Source organism: Streptomyces sp. NPDC007905, from assembly GCF_042959345.1.
Lineage (GTDB): Bacteria > Actinomycetota > Actinomycetes > Streptomycetales > Streptomycetaceae > Streptomyces.
Genome location: NZ_JBIBKS010000007.1, coordinates 250,587 through 267,985 on the forward strand (window position 1 = coordinate 250,587; position 17,399 = coordinate 267,985).

A 17,399-nucleotide genomic window follows, 5' to 3' on the forward strand; every position below is an offset into this window, starting at 1 on the left:
CCCCGGCAGGGGGCCGGGGCCGTCGCGCGGCCGGCGGCAGTGCGCGTACCTCCCCGGGAGTACACCCGGGCGGCACAGCTGCTCCCTGCGGACCAGCCGACTGTAACTGCTATGTCCTGTGAGGTGAGAAGAGCCCCGATTGTCCCCGGACGCTCACGGATCCCTGCTGCTGCGCGCCGCCCCATGCCCTTACGCGCTCCTTGTGCTTCCGTACCGACTAGGCCCCACTGGGGCGAGGTCTTACCTTGTCTTCAACGGAAGCGGGGACCCAACCACCCCCGGGGCGAGTCGGCGACAGGCCGCAGGAGGCGGAGAAGTCGCCGTAAGGCGAGAGTCGTCTGAGCCCGACAGCTAACCCGCCAGGCGCCCGCCAGAAGCCGAGTCCGTCAACAACGTGAGCCACACGTGTCGATGAGACTTGGAGAAGCCCACATGCTCGCGTTCCCTGGGCTGCCCCTCAGGGCAGTAGCCGCGTTGACGGCCATCCTGTGCGCTGCCGGCCTCATCTGCATGATCCTGCTGATGAGCCCTACTTGGCTTCTGTGGCCTCTGCTGTCGACAGATCGTCGCTCCGATCTCTTACGGCTGGTCACCACCTGGACCACCTGGGTGGCTGCTGTCATCGGCGGATGTCCGCAGCCCGAGGCCACGCCCCCTACGTCTTGCGAACGTCGTCGGTAACGGGTTCGGCGGTAGTCACGTGATCCTCGGGCAGCTGAACCGCTTCCCGGAGCCTGCGGGGCGGCGGCCCGCCACTTCGGGCTGCCGGCCTGCCCCGACGGGTCGTCCACCGCCCATGGCGCCACCGTGTTCGCGGTCCACTGGAGTGGACGGGCGTGGCCCGGTCCTGTGGCTCTGTGGCCCATGGGACCGTTTCGGTGGCGGCCGTTGTCCGGAGGATGGGAGACGGAGACCACCGGTACCCGACCCGAGGAGAGGAGATGGCCATGGCTCTGGAGATGCGTGACCGGTGCGAGCGTTGTGGGACCACCGAGTTGCCGGCGGACGGTCCGGTGCGCATCTGTTCGTACGAGTGCACGTTCTGCCTGGCGTGCGGAGAGGCGATGGCGCAGGTCTGTCCCCACTGCGGTGGGGAACTGGTCGCCAGGCCGCGCCGCGCGGGAGGTGGCGCGTAGGCCTTGTGGGGCCGGGGGCGGACTCGCTCCGGCGACTGACCAGAGGTGGGGACCGAAGGCTCAGGTCGAGGTGCCGGTGTAGTGCCGTACGACCGGTTCCAGGTAGTCGACCGAGGGGCCCGTCAGCCTCTTCAGATCGGCCGGTGAAGCGATCAGGTCGATCCGGTCGAACTCGGGATCGCGGCCCCGGGCGGTCTCCGTCCTCACCAGTCTCGCGTACCGCTCGCGCAACTCCTGTGCCGGGCGCGGCGGGGCGCTGAACATCACGCCGACGTTGCCGTTCGCGCCCCGGGTGGTCAGCCCCAGGGTCAGGGCGTCGGCCGCTGTGTCGGAGCCGATCTCCTCGGCCAGTTCGCGGGCCGCGTGCCGGCGCAGCCCGGCGAGGTCCAACTCGCCCTCGCCGTCGGGCGGTTCGATGGTCCCGCCGGGCAGCTGCCAGCGCCCCGGAGCCGCGGTCGAGGGCGACATCCGGCCCACCAGCAGACGGCCGTCGCCGGACGGCTGCACCACGGACACGAACAGCGAAGAGCACGCGGGCGCGTCCGGCACGCGGCGCAGCGCGCGAAAGCGGTAGCTCGCCCGTGCCCACGTCAGCACCAGACCGTCCCGCCCGTCCCGCTCCAGCCGGGTCAGCGCGGCCACCGGGCCGTCGAACAACGCCGGGTTGGCCCGTACCGCCTCCTCCCAGAGGCGGTCCATCGCCGAGCGCTGCCCCGAGGTCAGCTCGGGCGTCGCCGTCTCGACGAGCCGGATGCGCGGCGCGTGCCAGAGTCGCACCGCGGGAACCGTCACCGGAGCGCCCCCAGCGGGTCGTCCAGCACCGGCTGCCACGCCAGCTCGGCCGCGCCGACCAGGCTGTTGTGGTCCAGGGTGCAGGCCAGGATGGGGACGCCGCCGCTCTGGCCCCACAGGCTGCGGTCGGCGACGACCGCGCGCAGACGCTCGGGGTCGGCGTCGAGGAGGGTGCGGTGCAGGCCACCGAGGATGATGCGGTCGGGGTTGAGGATGTTGACCAGGCCGGCCAGGCCCAGGCCGAGGCGGTCGATCAGGGTCTGGGCGGCCGCGCGGACGGCCGGGTCGGCGTACCGGGTGCGCAGCAGGTCGTTCGCCTGCTGGAGCAGGGAGACCTCGGGGCCCGGTGCGCGGCCCGCCTCGATGAGCAGGGCCAGCGGGTCCGTCTCGATGTCCAGGCAGCCCCGGCTGCCGCAGTGGCAGGGGCGGCCCTGCGGGTTGACGGTGAGGTGGCCGACCTCCAGGGCGAGGCCCGAACTGCCCGTGTGGAGGCGGCCGTCGAGGACCAGGGCCCCGCCGACACCCCGGTGTCCGGAGGCCACGCACAGCAGGTCCCGGGCGCCCCGGCCGGCGCCGTGCCGGTGCTCGGCGAGGGCGGCGAGGTTCACGTCGTTGCCCGCGAAGGCGGGGCCGGTGATGCCCGCGGCGCGCACGCACTCCGCGAAGATCCGGCGGACCGGGGCGCCCACGGGCCAGGCCACGTGGAGGGGGTTGAGGGCGAGGCCGTCGGGTTCGGCGACGGCCGAGGGGACGGCCAGTCCGGCACCGACGCAGCGGCGGCCCGTCGTGCGCAGGAGGTCGGCGCCCGCCTCCACCACGGAGCCCAGCACCTTCGCCGGATCGGCGTCCACCGTCTCGCAGCCGGGCGCGGTCGCCACGATCCGCCCGCCGAGGCCGACCAGCGCGGCCCGGAAGCCGTCGGCGTGGACCTGCGCGGCGAGCGCCACCGGGCCGTCCTCGGCGACCTCCAGCCGGTGCGAGGGGCGCCCATGGGAACCGGCCGCCGCCCCCGGCCGGGCGTCGACCCGGATCAGCCCGAGCGCCTCCAGTTCGGCGGCCACCGCACCGGCCGTCGCCCGGGTGACCCCGAGTTCGGCGGTGAGCACGGCCCGAGTCGGCGCCCGCCCGGTGTGCACGAGCTCCAGCGCGGGTCCGAGCGCACCGCGCCCCCGATCCAGCCGCGCTCTCGAGGTGGTCCCTTCCCCCGCCTGCCGGGGGTCCGCCTTGCCGCTCATGAGGGCGAGTCTCCCATGATCCGCGGCCGTCGTGGCCTGCACCGCGATCTACAGCCCGCTCACCCGCAGGGTGATGTTCAACCGCCCGGCCAGTCCCAGCTCCGCCGGCGCCGTACCGGGCCGCACACGCGGCACACCGTGGTACGCGAGCCGGGACGGGCCGCCGAAGACGAACAGGTCCCCGCTGCACAGCTCCACATCCGTGTACGGCTTCGTACGGGTCCGTGTGTCGCCGAAGCGGAAGACGCACGTGTCGCCGAGGCTCAGCGACACCACCGGCGCGTGCGACCTCTCGTCGCTGTCACGGTGCATGCCCATGCGGGCGTCGCCGTCGTAGAAGTTGATCAGCGCGATGTCGTACGGCTCCGCCGGGACCGCCTGCGGGCCGAGCGCGTCGGCGACCGCGCTGCGGCCCAGCTCGTCCAGCCAGGCCGGAAAGGGTTTCACGGGGGCGCGGTCGCCGTCGACGACCGTGCGGGCGTAGGCGTACGGGTACCAGTGCCAGCCCAGGCAGACCTGCCGGGCGGTCATCGTGCCGCCGCCCGGGGTGCGGACGGTGCGCAGCCCGGCCGGGGGCCGCGCCCACTCCCGGCAGGCGGCGAGCAGCGCGCGCTGCCGCTCGGCGTCGAGCCAGTGCGGGACGTGCACGGCGCTCGGCGCGACCTCGGCCCGCCCCCGCGAAAACAGTTCCACGTCCATGCGCTCCATCCTGCCCGAGCCGCGTCCGACCGGCCCTGAGCTGCGGCTCGGCTAGCCTGGAGCACGATGAACGACCGTATGACGACTCCGTGGGGCGAGTTCGAGCTGTCCCGCTACCCCGAGGATCCCCGCGACCGGCTGCGTGCCTGGGACGCCTCCGACGCGTACCTGCTGCGCCACCTGGCCGAGGAGGGGGTGCCGCTCACGGGCACGGTCGTGGTGGTCGGCGACCGCTGGGGCGCGCTGGCGACGGCCCTCGCGCGGCACCGGCCGACGCAGATCACCGACTCCTTCCTGAGCCAGGAGGCGACCCGGGCGAACCTGGCGCGGGCCGGCGTCGAACCCGGTGCCGTACGCCTCCTCACCACCCAGGACCCGCCGCCGCAGCGGGTGGACGTGCTGCTCGTCCGCGTGCCGAAGAGCCTGGCGCTGCTGGAGGACCAGTTGCTGCGGCTCGCTCCCGCTGTGCACGCCGACACGGTGGTCGTCGGCGCCGGCATGGTGAAGGAGATCCACACCTCCACGCTGCAGTTGTTCGAGCGGATCCTCGGGCCGACCCGGACCTCACTGGCGCGGCAGAAGGCCCGGCTGATCTTCTGCGCCCCGGACCCGTCGCCGGCGCGGCCCGCCAACCCGTGGCCGTACAGCTACGCAGTCCCGGACGGCGTCGGCGCGGTCTCCGGGCGCACGGTCGTGAACCACGCGGGTGTCTTCTGTGCCGACCGGCTCGACATCGGCACCCGGTTCTTCCTGCAGCACCTGCCGACCGGGCCCGGCGTCGGGCGGGTGGTGGACCTCGGCTGCGGCAACGGTGTCGTCGGTACGGCGGTGGCGCTGGCCGATCCGGAGGCCGAGGTGCTGTTCGTCGACGAGTCGTTCCAGGCGGTTGCCTCGGCGGAGGCCACGTACAAGGCCAACGGGGTGCCCGGGCACGCGGAGTTCCGTGTCGGGGACGGCCTGGCCGGGGTGGCACCCGGCAGTGTGGACCTCGTCCTGAACAACCCGCCGTTCCACTCCCACCAGGCGACGACCGACACGACGGCATGGCGGATGTTCACCGGGGCGAAGCGCGCGCTGCGCCCGGGCGGCGAGCTGTGGGTGATCGGCAACCGGCACCTGGGCTACCACATCAAGCTCAAGCGGCTGTTCGGCAACAGCCGACTGGTGGCGAGCGACCCGAAGTTCGTGGTGCTGAAGGCCGTCAAGAGGGGCTGAATCACCAGCGTTGTCGACGCCGGCCGGGCTCGATCACGGCCCTGGCCCTGGCCCGGCGCGGCCGGCCGGCCGCCCGCCCGACGGCCGGCCGGCCGCGGACCGACGGCCCTGTCGAACGCTTCGACCGCACCCTGCTCGGGGAGTGGGCTGATCAGCGGCAGCACGCCGACCCGGCGCGCTCGGCTCAGGCTCGGTCGCGGCCGAGGACGCCGATGATGCGGGCCACCTCCCGGGCCATCGCCTCCCTGCCCACACTGAGGTACTTGCGCGAGTCGACGGCCTCCGGGTGGGCGGCGAGGAAGTCCCGGACGGCGCCGGTCATGGCCGCGTTGAGAGCGGTGCCGACGTTGACCTTGCCGATGCCGCCCGCGACCGCCGCGACCAGGCCGTCGTCCGGCACGCCGGAGGAGCCGTGCAGGACGAGCGGGACGGACAGCGCGGCGGACAGCCGCTTGAGCAGGCCGTGGTCGAGGGTGGCGGTGCGGGTGGTCATGGCGTGCACGCTGCCGATCGCCACGGCGAGCGCGTCGACCTCGGTGCCGGCGACGAAGTCGCGCGCCTGGTCGGGATCGGTGCGGGCGCCGGGCGCGTGGGCGTCCAGCGGAGGCCGACCGCACTTGCCGCCGACCTGTCCCAACTCGGCCTCGATCCAGAGCCCCTGGGCATGGGCCCAGTCGGCCGCGGCCCGGGTCGCGGCGAGGTTCTCGGCGTAGGGCAGGCGGGCGGCGTCGTACATCACCGAGCTGAACCCGGCCTCGGGCGCCTGGCGCAGCAGGTCGTCGCTCTGGACGTGGTCGAGGTGCAGGGCGACGGGGACGTCCGCGCTTTCGGCCGCGGCGACGGCGGCACGGGCGAGCGGCAGGAGCCGTCCGTAGCGGAATTTGACGGCGTTCTGGCTGACTTGGAGGACCACGGGTGCGTCGGCGGTCTCGGCGCCGGCGATGACGGCCTCGACGTGTTCCAGGGTGATGACGTTGAAGGCGGCGACGGCGGAGCGGGCTTCGGCGGCAAGGCCGACCAGCTCGCCAGTGGTGGCGAGGGGCACGACTTGTCTCCCTTCCGGGCGCAGGTCAAGAAGCGAGGATCACCGAGCGGGTGAGGTGACGCGGCCGGTCCGGGTCGAGTCCGCGGCGGGCGGCGACGGCGACCGCGAGGCGCTGGGCGCGGACGAGTTCGGCCAGTGGATCGAGCGTGCCCTCGATCCACAGTCCACCGGTGGCGCGCACCTGTTCGGCGAGGTCGGCGGGTGGCTCGCCGAGCATCCAGGTCGCGGTGCCCTCGGTGGTGATGCTGATCGGCCCGTGCCGGTACTCCATCGCCGGATAGGCCTCGGTCCAGGACAGCGAGGCCTCGCGCATCTTCAGGCCGGCCTCGTTCGCGAGTCCCACGGTCCAGCCTCGGCCGAGGAAGGTGAACTGCGCGCAGTCCAAGAGCCCTTCGGGCAGGGAGGCGGAGAGGGCCGTGCGGGCGTCGGCGACCACGGCGTCGGTGTGCAGGCCGAGGTGGGCGCGCAGGAGAGTGAGCGCGGTGGTGGCGAACCGGGTCTGGACGACGGATCGTTCGTCGGCGAAGTCGAGCACGACGAGGTCGTCGGCGGCCGTCGTCACGGGGGTGGCGGGGTCGGCGGTGACAGCCGTGGTCCGGGCATGCCCGCTCAACTGCCCCAGCAGGTCCAGCACTTCCGTGGTGGTGCCGGAGCGGGTGAGCGCGAGGACCCGGTCGTAGGAGCGGCCGCGCGGCAACTCGGACGCGGCGAAGGCGTCCGTCTCCCCGAGCCCGGCGGCCTCGCGCAGGGCGGCCGCCGCCTGCGCCATGAAGTACGACGTCCCGCAGCCGACGATCGCGACCCGCTCCCCCGCGCCCGGCAGCGCGTCGGCGTACCGCCCCGCCTCCTCGGCCGCTCGTATCCAGCACTCCGGCTGGCTGTTCAGCTCGTCCTCGACATGGCTCATGCCACACCCTCCCCTTGCTGATTGTTCTTGCAAGATATAGCGACTTTTCGAGCACAATCAAGCATTCGAACGCAGAGCGAGGTGCGCTAAGGTCGCCGGGAAGACGGAGAACGGAGGCTGCGGATGTCCCGGGACGCCCGCTGGAAGGCGCTGCTCGAACTGCTCGTCGACCGCGGCCGGCTGGAGGTCGAGGAGGCGGCGGCCGAGCTGGAGGTGTCGGCGGCCACGATCCGCCGGGACTTCGACCAGCTCGCCGAGCAGCAGATGCTGGTGCGCACCCGGGGCGGGGCGGTGGTGCACGGGGTGTCGTACGAACTGCCGCTGCGCTACAAGACGGCCCGCCGCGCCTCCGAGAAGCAGCGGATCGCCAAGGCGGTGGCGGATCTCGTGGCTCCGGGCGAGGCGGTCGGGCTGACCGGCGGCACGACCACCACGGAGGTGGCCCGCGCGCTGGCCGTGCGCGGCGACCTCGGCACCGGATCGCCCGCACTGACGATCGTCACCAACGCGCTCAACATCGCCAACGAGCTCGCGGTACGGCCCCAGTTCAAGATCGTGGTGACCGGCGGGGTCGCCCGCCCGCAGTCGTACGAGCTCATCGGCCCGCTCGCGGACGGCGTGCTCGGCCAGGTCACCCTCGACGTCGCCGTCCTCGGCGTGGTCGCGTTCGACGTCACGCACGGCGCGGCGGCACACGACGAGGCGGAAGCCGCCGTCAACCGGCTGTTGTGCGAGCGCGCCGAACGGGTGGTCGTGGCCGCCGATTCCAGCAAGCTGGGGCAGCGGGCGTTCGCCCGCATCTGCGCGGCGGAGCTGGTGGACACGCTCGTCACGGACACGGCGGTGGGGCAGGACACCGTGCGCCGCTTCGAGGAGGCGGGCATCCGGGTCCTCGCCGTGTGAGCCGAAGGCCCGGTGGTCGCCGGCGTTCGGCAAGCGCCGTTCGGGGGCGCGTCCGGCATGTGGCTCAGATAGCGCCGTGGTCCGCCTTCACGAACCCCGCCCCGCGCTGGTCGTTGCAGCCGAGCACCGCCCGGTCGGCCGGGTCGGGCCAGGCCTGCGGGGCCTGGAGTGCCACGCTCACCAGGGTCAGCAGCAGGTCGACGTCGCTCGCGGCGTCGAGCCGGAGGGTCACCCACTGCGAACCCGGCACGATCCGGATGGCACCCGAGCCCTTCAGGTCCTTGGCGAACCGCCGGATGGCCCGGTCGGTCATCCGCAGGTCGACATCCCGGTCCGAGTGGAAGTGGGCGATCTCACCCTGGACCGAACGCACGGCCTGCCCCAGGCCGCAGCTCGGGACGGCCTGTCTCAGGTCCGGCCAGGTCGCCAGTTGCGCGAGCGCGCGCGACGCCAACGTCATGGGCCCATCATGGCCCGCTCACCCGTCGGCAACCAGCTCGTGAGCAAGCATTAACCGACCTGTATCCGTCGGCGACGCGGCGCACCGGTACAGGTCCACACACCGAACGGGGCCGCTCCGAAGCCGGGTTGACCACCCCGGATCCGGCGGGCGAACGGAAGTAAGCACTGGTCAAAGGCGCTTCAGGCACACGTTCCGCCCAAAGAATGCCGTATGACAAACAGCCTCGTGCGTGACAAACCCGCGCAACTGTTCTAAAGCGCGGGTACGCCGAGCCTTCGCCGGGGATCCCCCGCCCATCCGCTGCCGCCTCACTGCCCCCGTCGGACCCCCTTGCCCAGTCCGGCACCCACCTCTAGCCTGACTTTGTGCCGCAAATAAACAAAACCCGAACGCACAGCGTCGTGCCGGGCAACGACCTCAGCCGGTTGCGCGCGGCGATCACCGCCTTCTTCGCCCTCGACGGCTTCGTCTTCGCGGGCTGGGTGGTCCGCATCCCCGACATCAAGCACCAGACGCACTCCTCGGTCGGCTCGCTCGGACTCGCCCTGCTCGGGGTCTCCGCCGGGGCGGTCGTGACGATGACGCTCACCGGGCGGCTGTGCCGTAGCCTCGGCAGCCACCGGGTGACCGTCGTCTGCGCGGTGCTGCTGTCGCTCAGCGTCGCCCTGCCCCCGCTCACCCACTCGGCTCTGGCACTCGGCGCCGTACTGCTCCTGTTCGGAGCGGCCTACGGAGGTATCAACGTGGCCTTCAACAGTGCCGCGGTCGACCTGGTGGCCGCTCTCGGCAGGCCCGTGATGCCTAGTTTCCACGCGGCGTTCAGCCTGGGCGGGATGCTCGGCGCGGGGCTCGGCGGGCTCGTCGCGGGCACCCTCTCCCCCGCCCGGCACCTGCTCGGCCTGACGCTCCTCGGGGTGCTGGTCACCGTGGTCGCGGGACGCGCCCTGCTGCGGCACGAGCCGCCGGCCCCGCCCGACCGCCCCCGCCCGGAACCGGGCGGTGCGCCCCGCACCGGGACCCGAGCCCGAGGACTGGTCGTCGTCTTCGGGCTGATCGCCCTGTGCACCGCCTACGGCGAAGGCGCCATGGCCGACTGGGGCGCCCTCCACCTCAAGCAGGATCTGCGGGCGTCACCCGGGACGGCTGCCGCCGGGTACGCGTGTTTCGCGCTCGCCATGACCCTCGGCCGGCTGACCGGGACGCGGCTGCTGGAACGCCTCGGGCGCGCCCGGACCGTGATCGCCGGTGGCACCACCGCGGCGACCGGCATGCTGCTCGGCTCGCTCGCACCGTCCGTGTGGGCGGCGCTGATCGGCTTCGCGGTGACCGGGCTCGGGCTGGCCAACCTGTTCCCTGTCGCCGTGGAGCGGGCAGGTGCGCTGGCGGGCCCGTCGGGCGTCGCCGTCGCCTCCACCCTGGGATACGGCGGCATGCTCCTCGGCCCGCCCACGATCGGCTTCATGGCCGCCTGGTTCTCCCTGTCCACGGCACTCGTCAGCGTCGCCGCACTGGCCGCGGTCGCCGCGCTCATCGGGGTGATGACGCGGAGGGTGATGAGCGCCTGACGCTGCGCCGGGGAAGCGGCGCGTCGCCATACCCTGCGACCGAGGCCGGAAGCAGCACCACCTCGCCTCGATGTGCGACGCCGGAGCTGCCCTCGGCAGCAGGGCACTGACCGGCACACGGCTGCCGCCGGCCGGATGACCCGCCAACTGCCCCCGCGCCGTGTCGAGGGCGTCCGCAGAGGCGCGCCGAGCGACCACCGCGGGTCCGTGCCCCGTCGTCGTCTCGCCGCGGGGCGCGGCGGCGCGCACGCGGTCGGCGGGCGGGAGGGGTTTCAGGCACCGCCGTCGACCGGGGCCGGAGCGATCCGCTCAAGATCCGCCGGGTACGGGCCCGAGAAGGTCTCGGTGAACCTCCCGGCCCCGTCCGCTCCCACCAGGACGTGCCCCGCGGGCCACTGCACACGGCGCGAAAATGCGGGGCCTTCGAGCGCGTCCATCCGGCACACTCACCCCATGGAGACTGCCGAATTCCTGACGACCCTGGACCGGGAGGGCCGCCTGCTGGCCGCGGCCGCCGCGGCGGCGGGTACGGACGCCAAGGTACCGACCTGCCCGGAGTGGCAGGTCGGGGACCTGCTGCGGCACACGGGCGCGGTGCACCGGTGGGCCGCCGCGCTCGTCGCCGAGGGGCACACCGCTCCGCGGCCCCTCAGCGATGGTCCTGACCTGGACGGCGCCGAGCTGGTGGCCTGGTACCGGGACAGCCACCGTCTGCTGGTCGACACGCTGGCCGCGGCGCCGGCCGATGTGGAGTGCTGGACCTTCCATCCGGCGCCCTGCCCCTCACCGCTGGCGTTCTGGCTTCGGCGGCAGGCGCACGAGACGGCCGTCCACCGCTACGACGCCGAGGCGGCGCGGGGCGGCACGGCGTCCTCGATCGCCGCCGACTTCGCGGCCGATGGCATCGACGAGTTGCTGCGCGGCTTCCACGCCCGCGCCAGGAGCCGGGTACGCACCGACCGGAAGCGCGTGCTACGGGTCCGGGCGGTGGACGCGGGGGCGGACGCGGTGTGGACCGTGCGGCTCTCCGAGGAACCGCCGGTGACCTCGCGGGACGCGTCCGGCGAGGCCGAGGCCGAACTGGCGGGCCCGGCTGCACAGTTGTATCTGGCGTTGTGGAATCGGGCGCCCGTGCCGAGCGTGACGGGTGATCGCTCGCTCGAGGCGCTGTGGCGGGAGAAAGCGGGGATCTGACGCCGGTCAGTCGGCCTCGGCCAGCATCCGGGCCAGCACCGCGCGCTGCAGGGGCCGCACCTCACCGTGCAGCGCGCGCCCCTTGGCCGTGAGCGCCACGCGGACCCCGCGCCGGTCCTCCGGGCACATGGCCCGCTCGACGAGCCCGTCCTTCTCCAGCCGGCCGATCAGCCGCGACAGCGCGCTCTGGCTGAGATGGACCCGCTCCGAGATCTCCTGCACGCGGTAGGCACAGCCGCCGTCCGCAGCCGTGCCCTCGGAGAGCAGGTCCAGGACCTCGAAGTCACTGGCGCACAGGCCGTGTCCGTGCAGGACCCGGTCCAACTCGCACTGGGTACGGGCGTGCAGGGACAGGATGTCCCGCCACTGCTCCACGAGCGCCTGCTCGGGCCGGTTCGACGCCATGGGCGCACCGTAGCAGAGAAGGGGTTTTGTTGCGTCGTAATTAAATGCTCTTGCATTGAATGCATACGCATGTAGTCTCATCGCCATGACCTCTCCGCTCACCACCCACGCGGCCCCGTCCGCAGCGGTTCGCTGGACTCCCCGGCTGTGGGGCACACTCCTGGTGCTGTGCGCCGCCATGTTCCTCGACGCGCTCGACGTGTCGATGGTCGGCGTCGCGCTGCCGTCCATCGGCTCCGATCTCCACCTGTCCACGTCGACGCTGCAATGGATCGTCAGCGGCTACATCCTGGGATACGGCGGGCTGCTCCTCCTCGGCGGACGCACCGCCGACCTGCTCGGCCGGCGCCAGGTGTTCCTGGTGGCGCTCGGCGTCTTCGCGCTCGCCTCGCTGCTCGGCGGACTCGTGGACTCGGGACCGCTGCTGATCGCCAGCCGTTTCGTCAAGGGCCTGAGCGCCGCGTTCACCGCGCCCGCGGGTCTGTCGATCATCACCACGACGTTCCCGGAGGGCCCACTGCGCAACCGCGCACTCTCCATCTACACCACCTGCGCCGCCACCGGCTTCTCGATGGGCCTCGTCCTCTCCGGGCTGCTCACCGAGGCCAGTTGGCGCCTCACCATGCTGCTGCCCGCACCCATCGCGCTGATCGCCCTCGCCGCCGGTCTCCGGCTGCTGCCGCGCAGCGCCCGCGAGGAGAACCACGACGGCTACGACATCCCGGGCGCCGTCCTCGGCACCGCGTCGATGCTGCTGCTGGTCTTCACCGTCGTCCAGGCTCCCGAGGCCGGCTGGGCATCGGCCCGGACGCTGCTGTCCTTCCTGGCCGTCGCCGCCCTGCTGACCGCGTTCGTCCTGGTCGAGCGGCGCTCGCCGAGCCCGCTGATCCGGCTCGGCGTCCTGCGCTCTGGCAGCCAGGTCCGCGCCCAGCTCGGCGCGGTGGCCTTCTTCGGTTCGTACGTCGGCTTCCAGTTCCTGACGACCCTGTACATGCAGTCCCTGCTCGGCTGGTCGGCGCTGCACACGGCGCTCGCCTTCCTGCCGGCGGGCGCGCTGGTGGCGGTGTCGTCGACGAAGGTCGGCGCGATCGTCGACCGGTTCGGCACCCCGCGGCTGATCGCGACCGGCTTCGCGCTGATGGTCGCCGGATACGCGCTGTTCCTGCGAGTCGACCTCGACCCGGTGTACGCGGCCGTGATCCTGCCGTCGATGCTGCTGATCGGCGCGGCCTGCGCGCTGGTCTTCCCCTCCCTCAACATCCAGGCCACCAACGGGGTCGAGGATCACGAGCAGGGCATGGTCTCCGGGCTGCTCAACACCTCGGTGCAGGTGGGCGGGGCGATCTTCCTGGCCGTCGTGACCGCCGTGGTGACCGCGGCCACCCCGGCGCACGCCACCGCGCAGGCCGTCCTCGACAGTTACCGGCCGGGCTTCACCGTGGTCACGGGCATCGCCGTGGCCGGCCTGCTGATCACCCTCACCGGCCTGCGCAGCGGTCGTACCCGGCCGTCGATCGTGGTTGCCAGGTCCACCGTGGCGGAGGCGGAACGCGTGGCGGTCCGCGACTAGAAGACTCGTAAAGGTCTTGGGGTTCTGGCCCCGCCGCGCGAGCGGCGGGGCCAGGCTCGTTTCGTGGTGACGGGGGAATGGGCCCGGGAGACGGTCGGGCCGGAGGTGCAGGAAACCTGCCGGGAGTTGATCCCGGCAGGGAGTGTGTTGGCGTTTCTGGCCGAGCACCGTGGTGCGCTGTTCCCGGCGGAGATGTTCGCGGACATGTACCCGTCTGCGAACGGACGACCGAGCATGCCGCCGCAGATCCTGGCCGCGGCGATCACGCTGCAGGCCCTGCACGGACTGTCGGACTTCGAGACGGTCCAGGAACTGCGGTGTGACCTGCGGTGGACGGCCGCGTGCGGGCTGGGCCTGCACGATATGGCGTTCGATGCGTCACTGCTGGCCCACTTCCGTCGCCGTCTGTCGCGCTCGGCGCGCCCGGACCGCGTGGTCGAGGTCGTGCAGGCCACCGGCGTCCTCAAGGGCAAGCACCGGCGGCGCTGGACTCCACGGTGCTGGACGACGCGGTCGCCACCCAGGACACCGTCACCCAGATCATCGCTGCCGCCCGCGCGGTGATCCGCGAGGTCCCCGGCGCGGCCGAGGTGGTGCCGTGAAAGTCCCGCCTTGCGTCCGGCGGGGGTTACTTGCCCCGCCGGACACACGCCTGTGACACTGACGGAATGTGTGAATACGGGGGACGGCGCACCAAGGCCGAGCAGGACGCCGCGACGGTGGAGATCGGGTACGCGCTGGTCAGCGCCGCCTTCGCGGCGGCCGTGGTGTTCGGGGCCGTCGCCGGGCCGGCGCTCCTCTTCCACCTGCCGCATCTGCTGTCGGCGGCGCTGCTGCGGCTCGGCCTGGTGCTCGCTCCGGTGGTCTTCATGGCCCGGGTGATCAGTGTGCTGGTCCGCTTCCGGCGCGAGGCTCAGCCCAGCCAGCCCGGTCGCACCAACCCCGACTCGTAGGCCAGGACCACGAGTTGGGCGCGGTCCCGGGCGCCCAGTTTCACCATCGTACGGCTCACACGGGTCTTGGCCGTGAGCGGGCTGACCACCAGGCGGCGGGCGACCTCCTCGTTGGACAGGCCGATGCCGACCAGCGCCATCACCTCCCGCTCCCGCTCGGTGAGCCGGGCGAGGGCGCCGGCGGCCACGGGCTCCTTTGAGCGGGCCGCGAACTCGGCGATGAGACGGCGCGTGACGCCCGGGGACAGCAGCGCGTCGCCCTCGACCACCGCCCTTACCGCGCGCACGAGTTCGTCGGGGCTCGGTGTCCTTCACCAGGAACCCGGAGGCGCCGGCACGGATCGCCTCGAAGACGTACTCGTCGAGTTCGAAGGTGGTGAGCATGACCACCTTCACGTCCTTCAGCTCCGCGTCCTCGGTGATGCGCCGGGTAGCGGCCAGGCCGTCCAGCCGTGGCATGCGGATGTCCATCAGGACGACGTCGGGGGGGCAGTCCCGAACGCGCGTCGGCCGCGGCGCGGAAGGTGTCCGCCAGGCTGCGGTAGGCGTCCCTGACCAGCTCGGTGATCAGGTCGTCCCGACCGCCGAAGTACCGGTACAGGGCCGGGGCGCTCATGCCCGGTTCCTTGGCGATGGCGTTGAAGGAGAGCCCCGAAGCCCCGGCCGTGGCGATCTGCTCCCAGGCCCGCGCCTGGGGACGCACCAGGTCTCGGGCCGTCAGGGAAGGACCAGCCCGACGCCGTGGGCGAGTCGGACGGCCGCATGCCGGAAGAACGTCTCACGGTCCTCCACCACCCGGTGGAACTGCCCGAACAGCTCGAATCCGACCAGCCCGAACAGCTCGGCCCAGGCCGCCACGAGGGCCGCCGCCGCCTCGGGCGGCAGGTCGGGGGCCAGGTCGGCCGCCATGCGCTCGGCCTCGGGGCGCAACTCGGCGGGCAGCGGCAGGTCGGCGAGGCCCGGACCCCGGTGAGCGTCGCGGAGGACGCCGATGAGGAGCAGGCCGACGCGGGAGGCGGCCGGCACGGTGGTCTGGGGGGCGGCGTAGCCGGGCACGGGGGAGCCGTAGATCAGCGCGTACTCGTGCGGATGGGCGAGCGCCCAGCCGCGCACCGCCTCGCACACCACCCTCCAGCGCTGGACGAAGTCCCCCTGGGCGACGTCCGCATGTGCCGTTTCCGCCGCCTCGCCGAGGGAGTTGTAGGCGTCGATGATCAGCGCGGTCAGCAGCTCGTCGCGGCTCGGGAAGTAGCGGTAGAGCGCGGAGGAGACCATGCCCAGTTCGCGGGCGACGGCCCGCAGGGAGAGCTTGGCGGCACCCTCCGCCGCGAGTTGTCTGCGCGCCGCCTCCTTGATGGCCGCGGTCACTTCGATCCTGGCTCGCGCGCGGGCGCCCTGTGCGGTGCTCATGGCAGCAGTGTGCCACGCGTGCAGAGCAGTGCACTCGAACAAGAGCGGCGAACAAAAACGAGAGCAGCGCTCTTGCCTGGAGCGTCCGTCTCCCTCACACTGAAGTCGAGCGAGAGCACCGCTCTCCAAAAAATTGTGGGGGTCACCATGGCGTCGTCTTCGCCGTACTACTACAAGGGCAGCGCGATGACCGTGCGCATGAACAGCATCGTCGGCTGGCTCGCCCGGCACGGACTCAGCCTCGCGGGAAGCGCCGAGCTGTCCGTGCGCGGCCGCAAGAGCGGTCGGATGCAGCGCGTCCCCGTCAACCCGCACACCCACGAGGGCGAGCAGTACCTCGTCTCGGCGCGCGGCCACTCCCAGTGGGTGCGCAACATGCGCGCAGCGGGCGGTGGCGAGCTGCGGGTGGGCAGGAAGGTGCGCGTGTTCACCGCGGTGGAGCTTCCCGACGAGGAGAAGCTCCCGCTCCTGCGGGCCTACCTGGAGAAGTGGGGCTGGGAGGTCAAGCAGTACTTCGAGGGCGTCACGGCCAAGTCCTCCGACGAGGAGATCCTCGCGGCCGCCCCCGACCACCCGGTCTTCCGGATCACCGTCACGAAGTGACGGGGTCCTCCGCGGCGCCGGCCGGCCCCCGGTCCAGCGCGGTCAGGGCGCGCTGGGCGATCGGGTGGGACCGGACCAGTTCGCCCAGGGAGGTCGAGCCCTGCGTGATGTCCCTGAAGGCCCTCCAGGCGGGACGGAAGCCGGTGAGGGCCGCGTGGAAGAGACCGGGACGGCGTTCGAACGCGGCCAGCATGCGCTTGCCGACGCTCATCTCCACGCCGAGCCCCGCCTTGACCGCGAACGCGTAGTTCAGGGCCTGGCGCCGGGTGTCGACGGCGTCGTGCGCCTCGGCGATCCGGACGGCCCACTCCCCCGCCAGCCGGCCCGAGCGCAGCGCGAAGGAGATGCCCTCGCGGGTCCACGGCTCCAGCAGCCCCGCCGCGTCACCGCAGACCAGCACCCGGCCGCGGGAGAGCGGGGAGTCGTCGGCGCGGCAGCGGGTCAGGTGCCCGGAGGAGATGCTCGGTTCGAAGCCGGCCAGCCCGAGCCGGGCGATGAAGTCCTCCAGGTACCGCTTGGTGGCGGCGCCTTCACCGCGGGCCGAGATCACGCCCACCGTGAGGGTGTCGCCCTTCGGGAACACCCAGCCGTAACTGCCGGGCATCGGGCCCCAGTCGATGAGCACCCGCCCCTTCCAGTCATCGGCGACCGTTTCCGGGACCGGGATCTCCGCCTCCAGGCCGAGGTCGACCTGGTCCAGCTTCACACCGACGTGGGCTCCTATCCGGCCGGCGCTGCCGTCGGCGCCGACGACCGCGCGGGCCAGCACCGTCTCCCGGCCCTGGAGCACCACGGCGACCGTACGGCGGTCCGGCACCGCGGAGCCGTGCTGCTCGACGCGCTGCACGGTGACGCCCGTCCGCAGCTCGGCGCCCGCCTTCTGGGCGTGCTCGACCAGCTGCTGGTCGAACTCTGGCCGGTTGATCAGCCCGAAGAGCATCTGCTTGGAGCGGCGGGTGCGCGTGAAGCGTCCGTTGTTCGAGAACGTGACCGCGTGCACGCGGTCCCGGAAGGGCAGCTCGAAGCCGGGCGGCAGCGCGTCGCGCGAGGGGCCGATGATGCCGCCGCCGCACGTCTTGTAACGAGGCAGCTCGGCCTTCTCCAGCAACAGCACACGTCGCCCCGCGACCGCCGCCGCGTAGGCGGCCGAGGCTCCTGCGGGTCCCGCGCCCACCACGACGACGTCCCACACCCGCTGCACGTCGTCCGCCGAAGAGTTCTCGCTGCTCACGATGGCTACTGCTCCGATCAAGCCGCTGCCGCACCTGTCCCTCGCATCCTACGGCGGCGATCGTCGCAGGCCC

At 72.6% G+C, this 17,399-nt stretch carries 17 protein-coding genes, 3 pseudogenes and 1 riboswitch; of the genes and pseudogenes, 9 read left to right on the forward strand and 11 right to left on the reverse strand.

The features are described from left to right. Positions 1 to 231 precede the first annotated feature (231 nt). Positions 232 to 381, forward strand: a riboswitch (cyclic di-AMP (ydaO/yuaA leader). A gap of 566 nt (positions 382 to 947) precedes the next feature. Further along, on the forward strand, positions 948 to 1,136 hold the full coding sequence (locus ACFZDC_RS15170; protein ID WP_391323861.1) for a DUF1272 domain-containing protein: 189 nt from the start codon (positions 948 to 950) through the stop codon (positions 1,134 to 1,136). Positions 1,137 to 1,196: 60 nt separating this feature from the next. Here the strand turns inward: ACFZDC_RS15170 and ACFZDC_RS15175 are convergent, their stop codons facing one another. The 3 genes from ACFZDC_RS15175 to ACFZDC_RS15185 are packed head-to-tail and all read right to left on the reverse strand — an operon-like array spanning position 1,197 to position 3,862. Continuing rightward, positions 1,197 to 1,913 carry an NUDIX domain-containing protein gene (locus tag ACFZDC_RS15175; RefSeq protein ID WP_391323863.1) on the reverse strand — a complete coding sequence of 239 codons (717 nt, stop codon included), beginning with the start codon at positions 1,911 to 1,913 and terminating at the stop codon, positions 1,197 to 1,199. An 11-nt stretch (positions 1,914 to 1,924) separates the two neighbouring features. After that, complete coding sequence (locus tag ACFZDC_RS15180; protein ID WP_391323865.1) at positions 1,925 to 3,163, reverse strand: ROK family protein; 1,239 nt, start codon at positions 3,161 to 3,163, stop codon at positions 1,925 to 1,927. 48 nt (positions 3,164 to 3,211) lie between these two features. Beyond that, positions 3,212 to 3,862: an alpha-ketoglutarate-dependent dioxygenase AlkB gene (locus ACFZDC_RS15185; protein ID WP_391323867.1), complete on the reverse strand. Its 651-nt coding sequence runs from the start codon at positions 3,860 to 3,862 to the stop codon at positions 3,212 to 3,214. A gap of 78 nt (positions 3,863 to 3,940) precedes the next feature. Here ACFZDC_RS15185 and ACFZDC_RS15190 point away from each other — a divergent pair, with 78 nt between their 5' ends. Continuing rightward, a complete protein-coding gene (locus ACFZDC_RS15190) occupies positions 3,941 to 5,077 on the forward strand; it encodes a methyltransferase (RefSeq protein ID WP_391324054.1) in 1,137 nt (378 codons plus the stop codon). Positions 5,078 to 5,261: 184 nt separating this feature from the next. On the opposite strand, the gene ACFZDC_RS15195 is transcribed toward ACFZDC_RS15190, so the two are convergent. Both ACFZDC_RS15195 and ACFZDC_RS15200 read right to left on the reverse strand, forming a co-directional pair. Next, complete coding sequence (locus tag ACFZDC_RS15195; protein ID WP_391323869.1) at positions 5,262 to 6,122, reverse strand: ketose-bisphosphate aldolase; 861 nt, start codon at positions 6,120 to 6,122, stop codon at positions 5,262 to 5,264. Positions 6,123 to 6,147: 25 nt separating this feature from the next. Continuing rightward, the gene (locus tag ACFZDC_RS15200) at positions 6,148 to 7,029 is read right to left on the reverse strand and encodes an SIS domain-containing protein (protein WP_391323871.1); all 882 of its coding nucleotides are present in this window, start codon (positions 7,027 to 7,029) and stop codon (positions 6,148 to 6,150) included. 123 nt (positions 7,030 to 7,152) lie between these two features. On the opposite strand from ACFZDC_RS15200, the gene ACFZDC_RS15205 reads away from it, so the two are divergent. Continuing rightward, positions 7,153 to 7,932 (forward strand): DeoR family transcriptional regulator, encoded by a 780-nt coding sequence (locus ACFZDC_RS15205; RefSeq protein ID WP_391323873.1) that lies wholly within the window; start codon positions 7,153 to 7,155, stop codon positions 7,930 to 7,932. A gap of 64 nt (positions 7,933 to 7,996) precedes the next feature. Here ACFZDC_RS15205 and ACFZDC_RS15210 read toward each other — a convergent pair whose 3' ends face one another. Then, positions 7,997 to 8,392, reverse strand: coding sequence for a luciferase family protein (locus tag ACFZDC_RS15210; RefSeq protein WP_391323875.1), 396 nt, complete (start codon positions 8,390 to 8,392; stop codon positions 7,997 to 7,999). Positions 8,393 to 8,796: 404 nt separating this feature from the next. Here ACFZDC_RS15210 and ACFZDC_RS15215 point away from each other — a divergent pair, with 404 nt between their 5' ends. After that, the gene (locus ACFZDC_RS15215; RefSeq protein WP_391323877.1) at positions 8,797 to 9,960 is read left to right on the forward strand and encodes an MFS transporter; all 1,164 of its coding nucleotides are present in this window, start codon (positions 8,797 to 8,799) and stop codon (positions 9,958 to 9,960) included. 453 nt (positions 9,961 to 10,413) lie between these two features. After that, entirely contained in the window at positions 10,414 to 11,154 is a 741-nt protein-coding gene (locus ACFZDC_RS15220) for a maleylpyruvate isomerase family mycothiol-dependent enzyme (protein WP_391323879.1), read from the forward strand. Positions 11,155 to 11,160: 6 nt separating this feature from the next. Here the strand turns inward: ACFZDC_RS15220 and ACFZDC_RS15225 are convergent, their stop codons facing one another. After that, complete coding sequence (locus tag ACFZDC_RS15225) at positions 11,161 to 11,559, reverse strand: MarR family transcriptional regulator (RefSeq protein WP_391323880.1); 399 nt, start codon at positions 11,557 to 11,559, stop codon at positions 11,161 to 11,163. Between the two features lie 85 nt (positions 11,560 to 11,644). On the opposite strand from ACFZDC_RS15225, the gene ACFZDC_RS15230 reads away from it, so the two are divergent. From ACFZDC_RS15230 to ACFZDC_RS15240, 3 genes and pseudogenes are all read left to right on the forward strand, one after another. After that, positions 11,645 to 13,129 carry an MFS transporter gene (locus ACFZDC_RS15230; protein ID WP_391323881.1) on the forward strand — a complete coding sequence of 495 codons (1,485 nt, stop codon included), beginning with the start codon at positions 11,645 to 11,647 and terminating at the stop codon, positions 13,127 to 13,129. A gap of 66 nt (positions 13,130 to 13,195) precedes the next feature. Then, positions 13,196 to 13,725 (forward strand): annotated as a pseudogene (locus ACFZDC_RS15235) (transposase); the annotation flags it as partial. Between the two features lie 72 nt (positions 13,726 to 13,797). After that, a complete protein-coding gene (locus ACFZDC_RS15240; RefSeq protein ID WP_391323883.1) occupies positions 13,798 to 14,082 on the forward strand; it encodes a DUF6332 family protein in 285 nt (94 codons plus the stop codon). Here the strand turns inward: ACFZDC_RS15240 and ACFZDC_RS15245 are convergent. The 3 genes and pseudogenes from ACFZDC_RS15245 to ACFZDC_RS15255 form a co-directional block, all read right to left on the reverse strand. After that, positions 14,043 to 14,583: pseudogene (locus tag ACFZDC_RS15245) on the reverse strand (response regulator); the annotation flags it as partial. The gene ACFZDC_RS15240 and the pseudogene ACFZDC_RS15245 overlap by 40 nt on opposite strands. Continuing rightward, positions 14,573 to 14,803 (reverse strand): annotated as a pseudogene (locus ACFZDC_RS15250) (TetR/AcrR family transcriptional regulator); the annotation flags it as partial. The pseudogenes ACFZDC_RS15245 and ACFZDC_RS15250, both read right to left, overlap by 11 nt. Then, a complete protein-coding gene (locus ACFZDC_RS15255; RefSeq protein WP_391323885.1) occupies positions 14,800 to 15,492 on the reverse strand; it encodes a WHG domain-containing protein in 693 nt (230 codons plus the stop codon). The pseudogene ACFZDC_RS15250 and the gene ACFZDC_RS15255, both read right to left, overlap by 4 nt. Positions 15,493 to 15,639: 147 nt before the next feature. Between ACFZDC_RS15255 and ACFZDC_RS15260 the strand changes: the two genes are divergently transcribed. After that, a complete protein-coding gene (locus tag ACFZDC_RS15260; RefSeq protein WP_391323888.1) occupies positions 15,640 to 16,095 on the forward strand; it encodes a nitroreductase family deazaflavin-dependent oxidoreductase in 456 nt (151 codons plus the stop codon). Here ACFZDC_RS15260 and ACFZDC_RS15265 read toward each other — a convergent pair. Then, on the reverse strand, positions 16,085 to 17,326 hold the full coding sequence (locus ACFZDC_RS15265) for a geranylgeranyl reductase family protein (protein ID WP_391323890.1): 1,242 nt from the start codon (positions 17,324 to 17,326) through the stop codon (positions 16,085 to 16,087). The genes ACFZDC_RS15260 and ACFZDC_RS15265 overlap by 11 nt on opposite strands. Between the last annotated feature and the right edge of the window lie 73 nt (positions 17,327 to 17,399).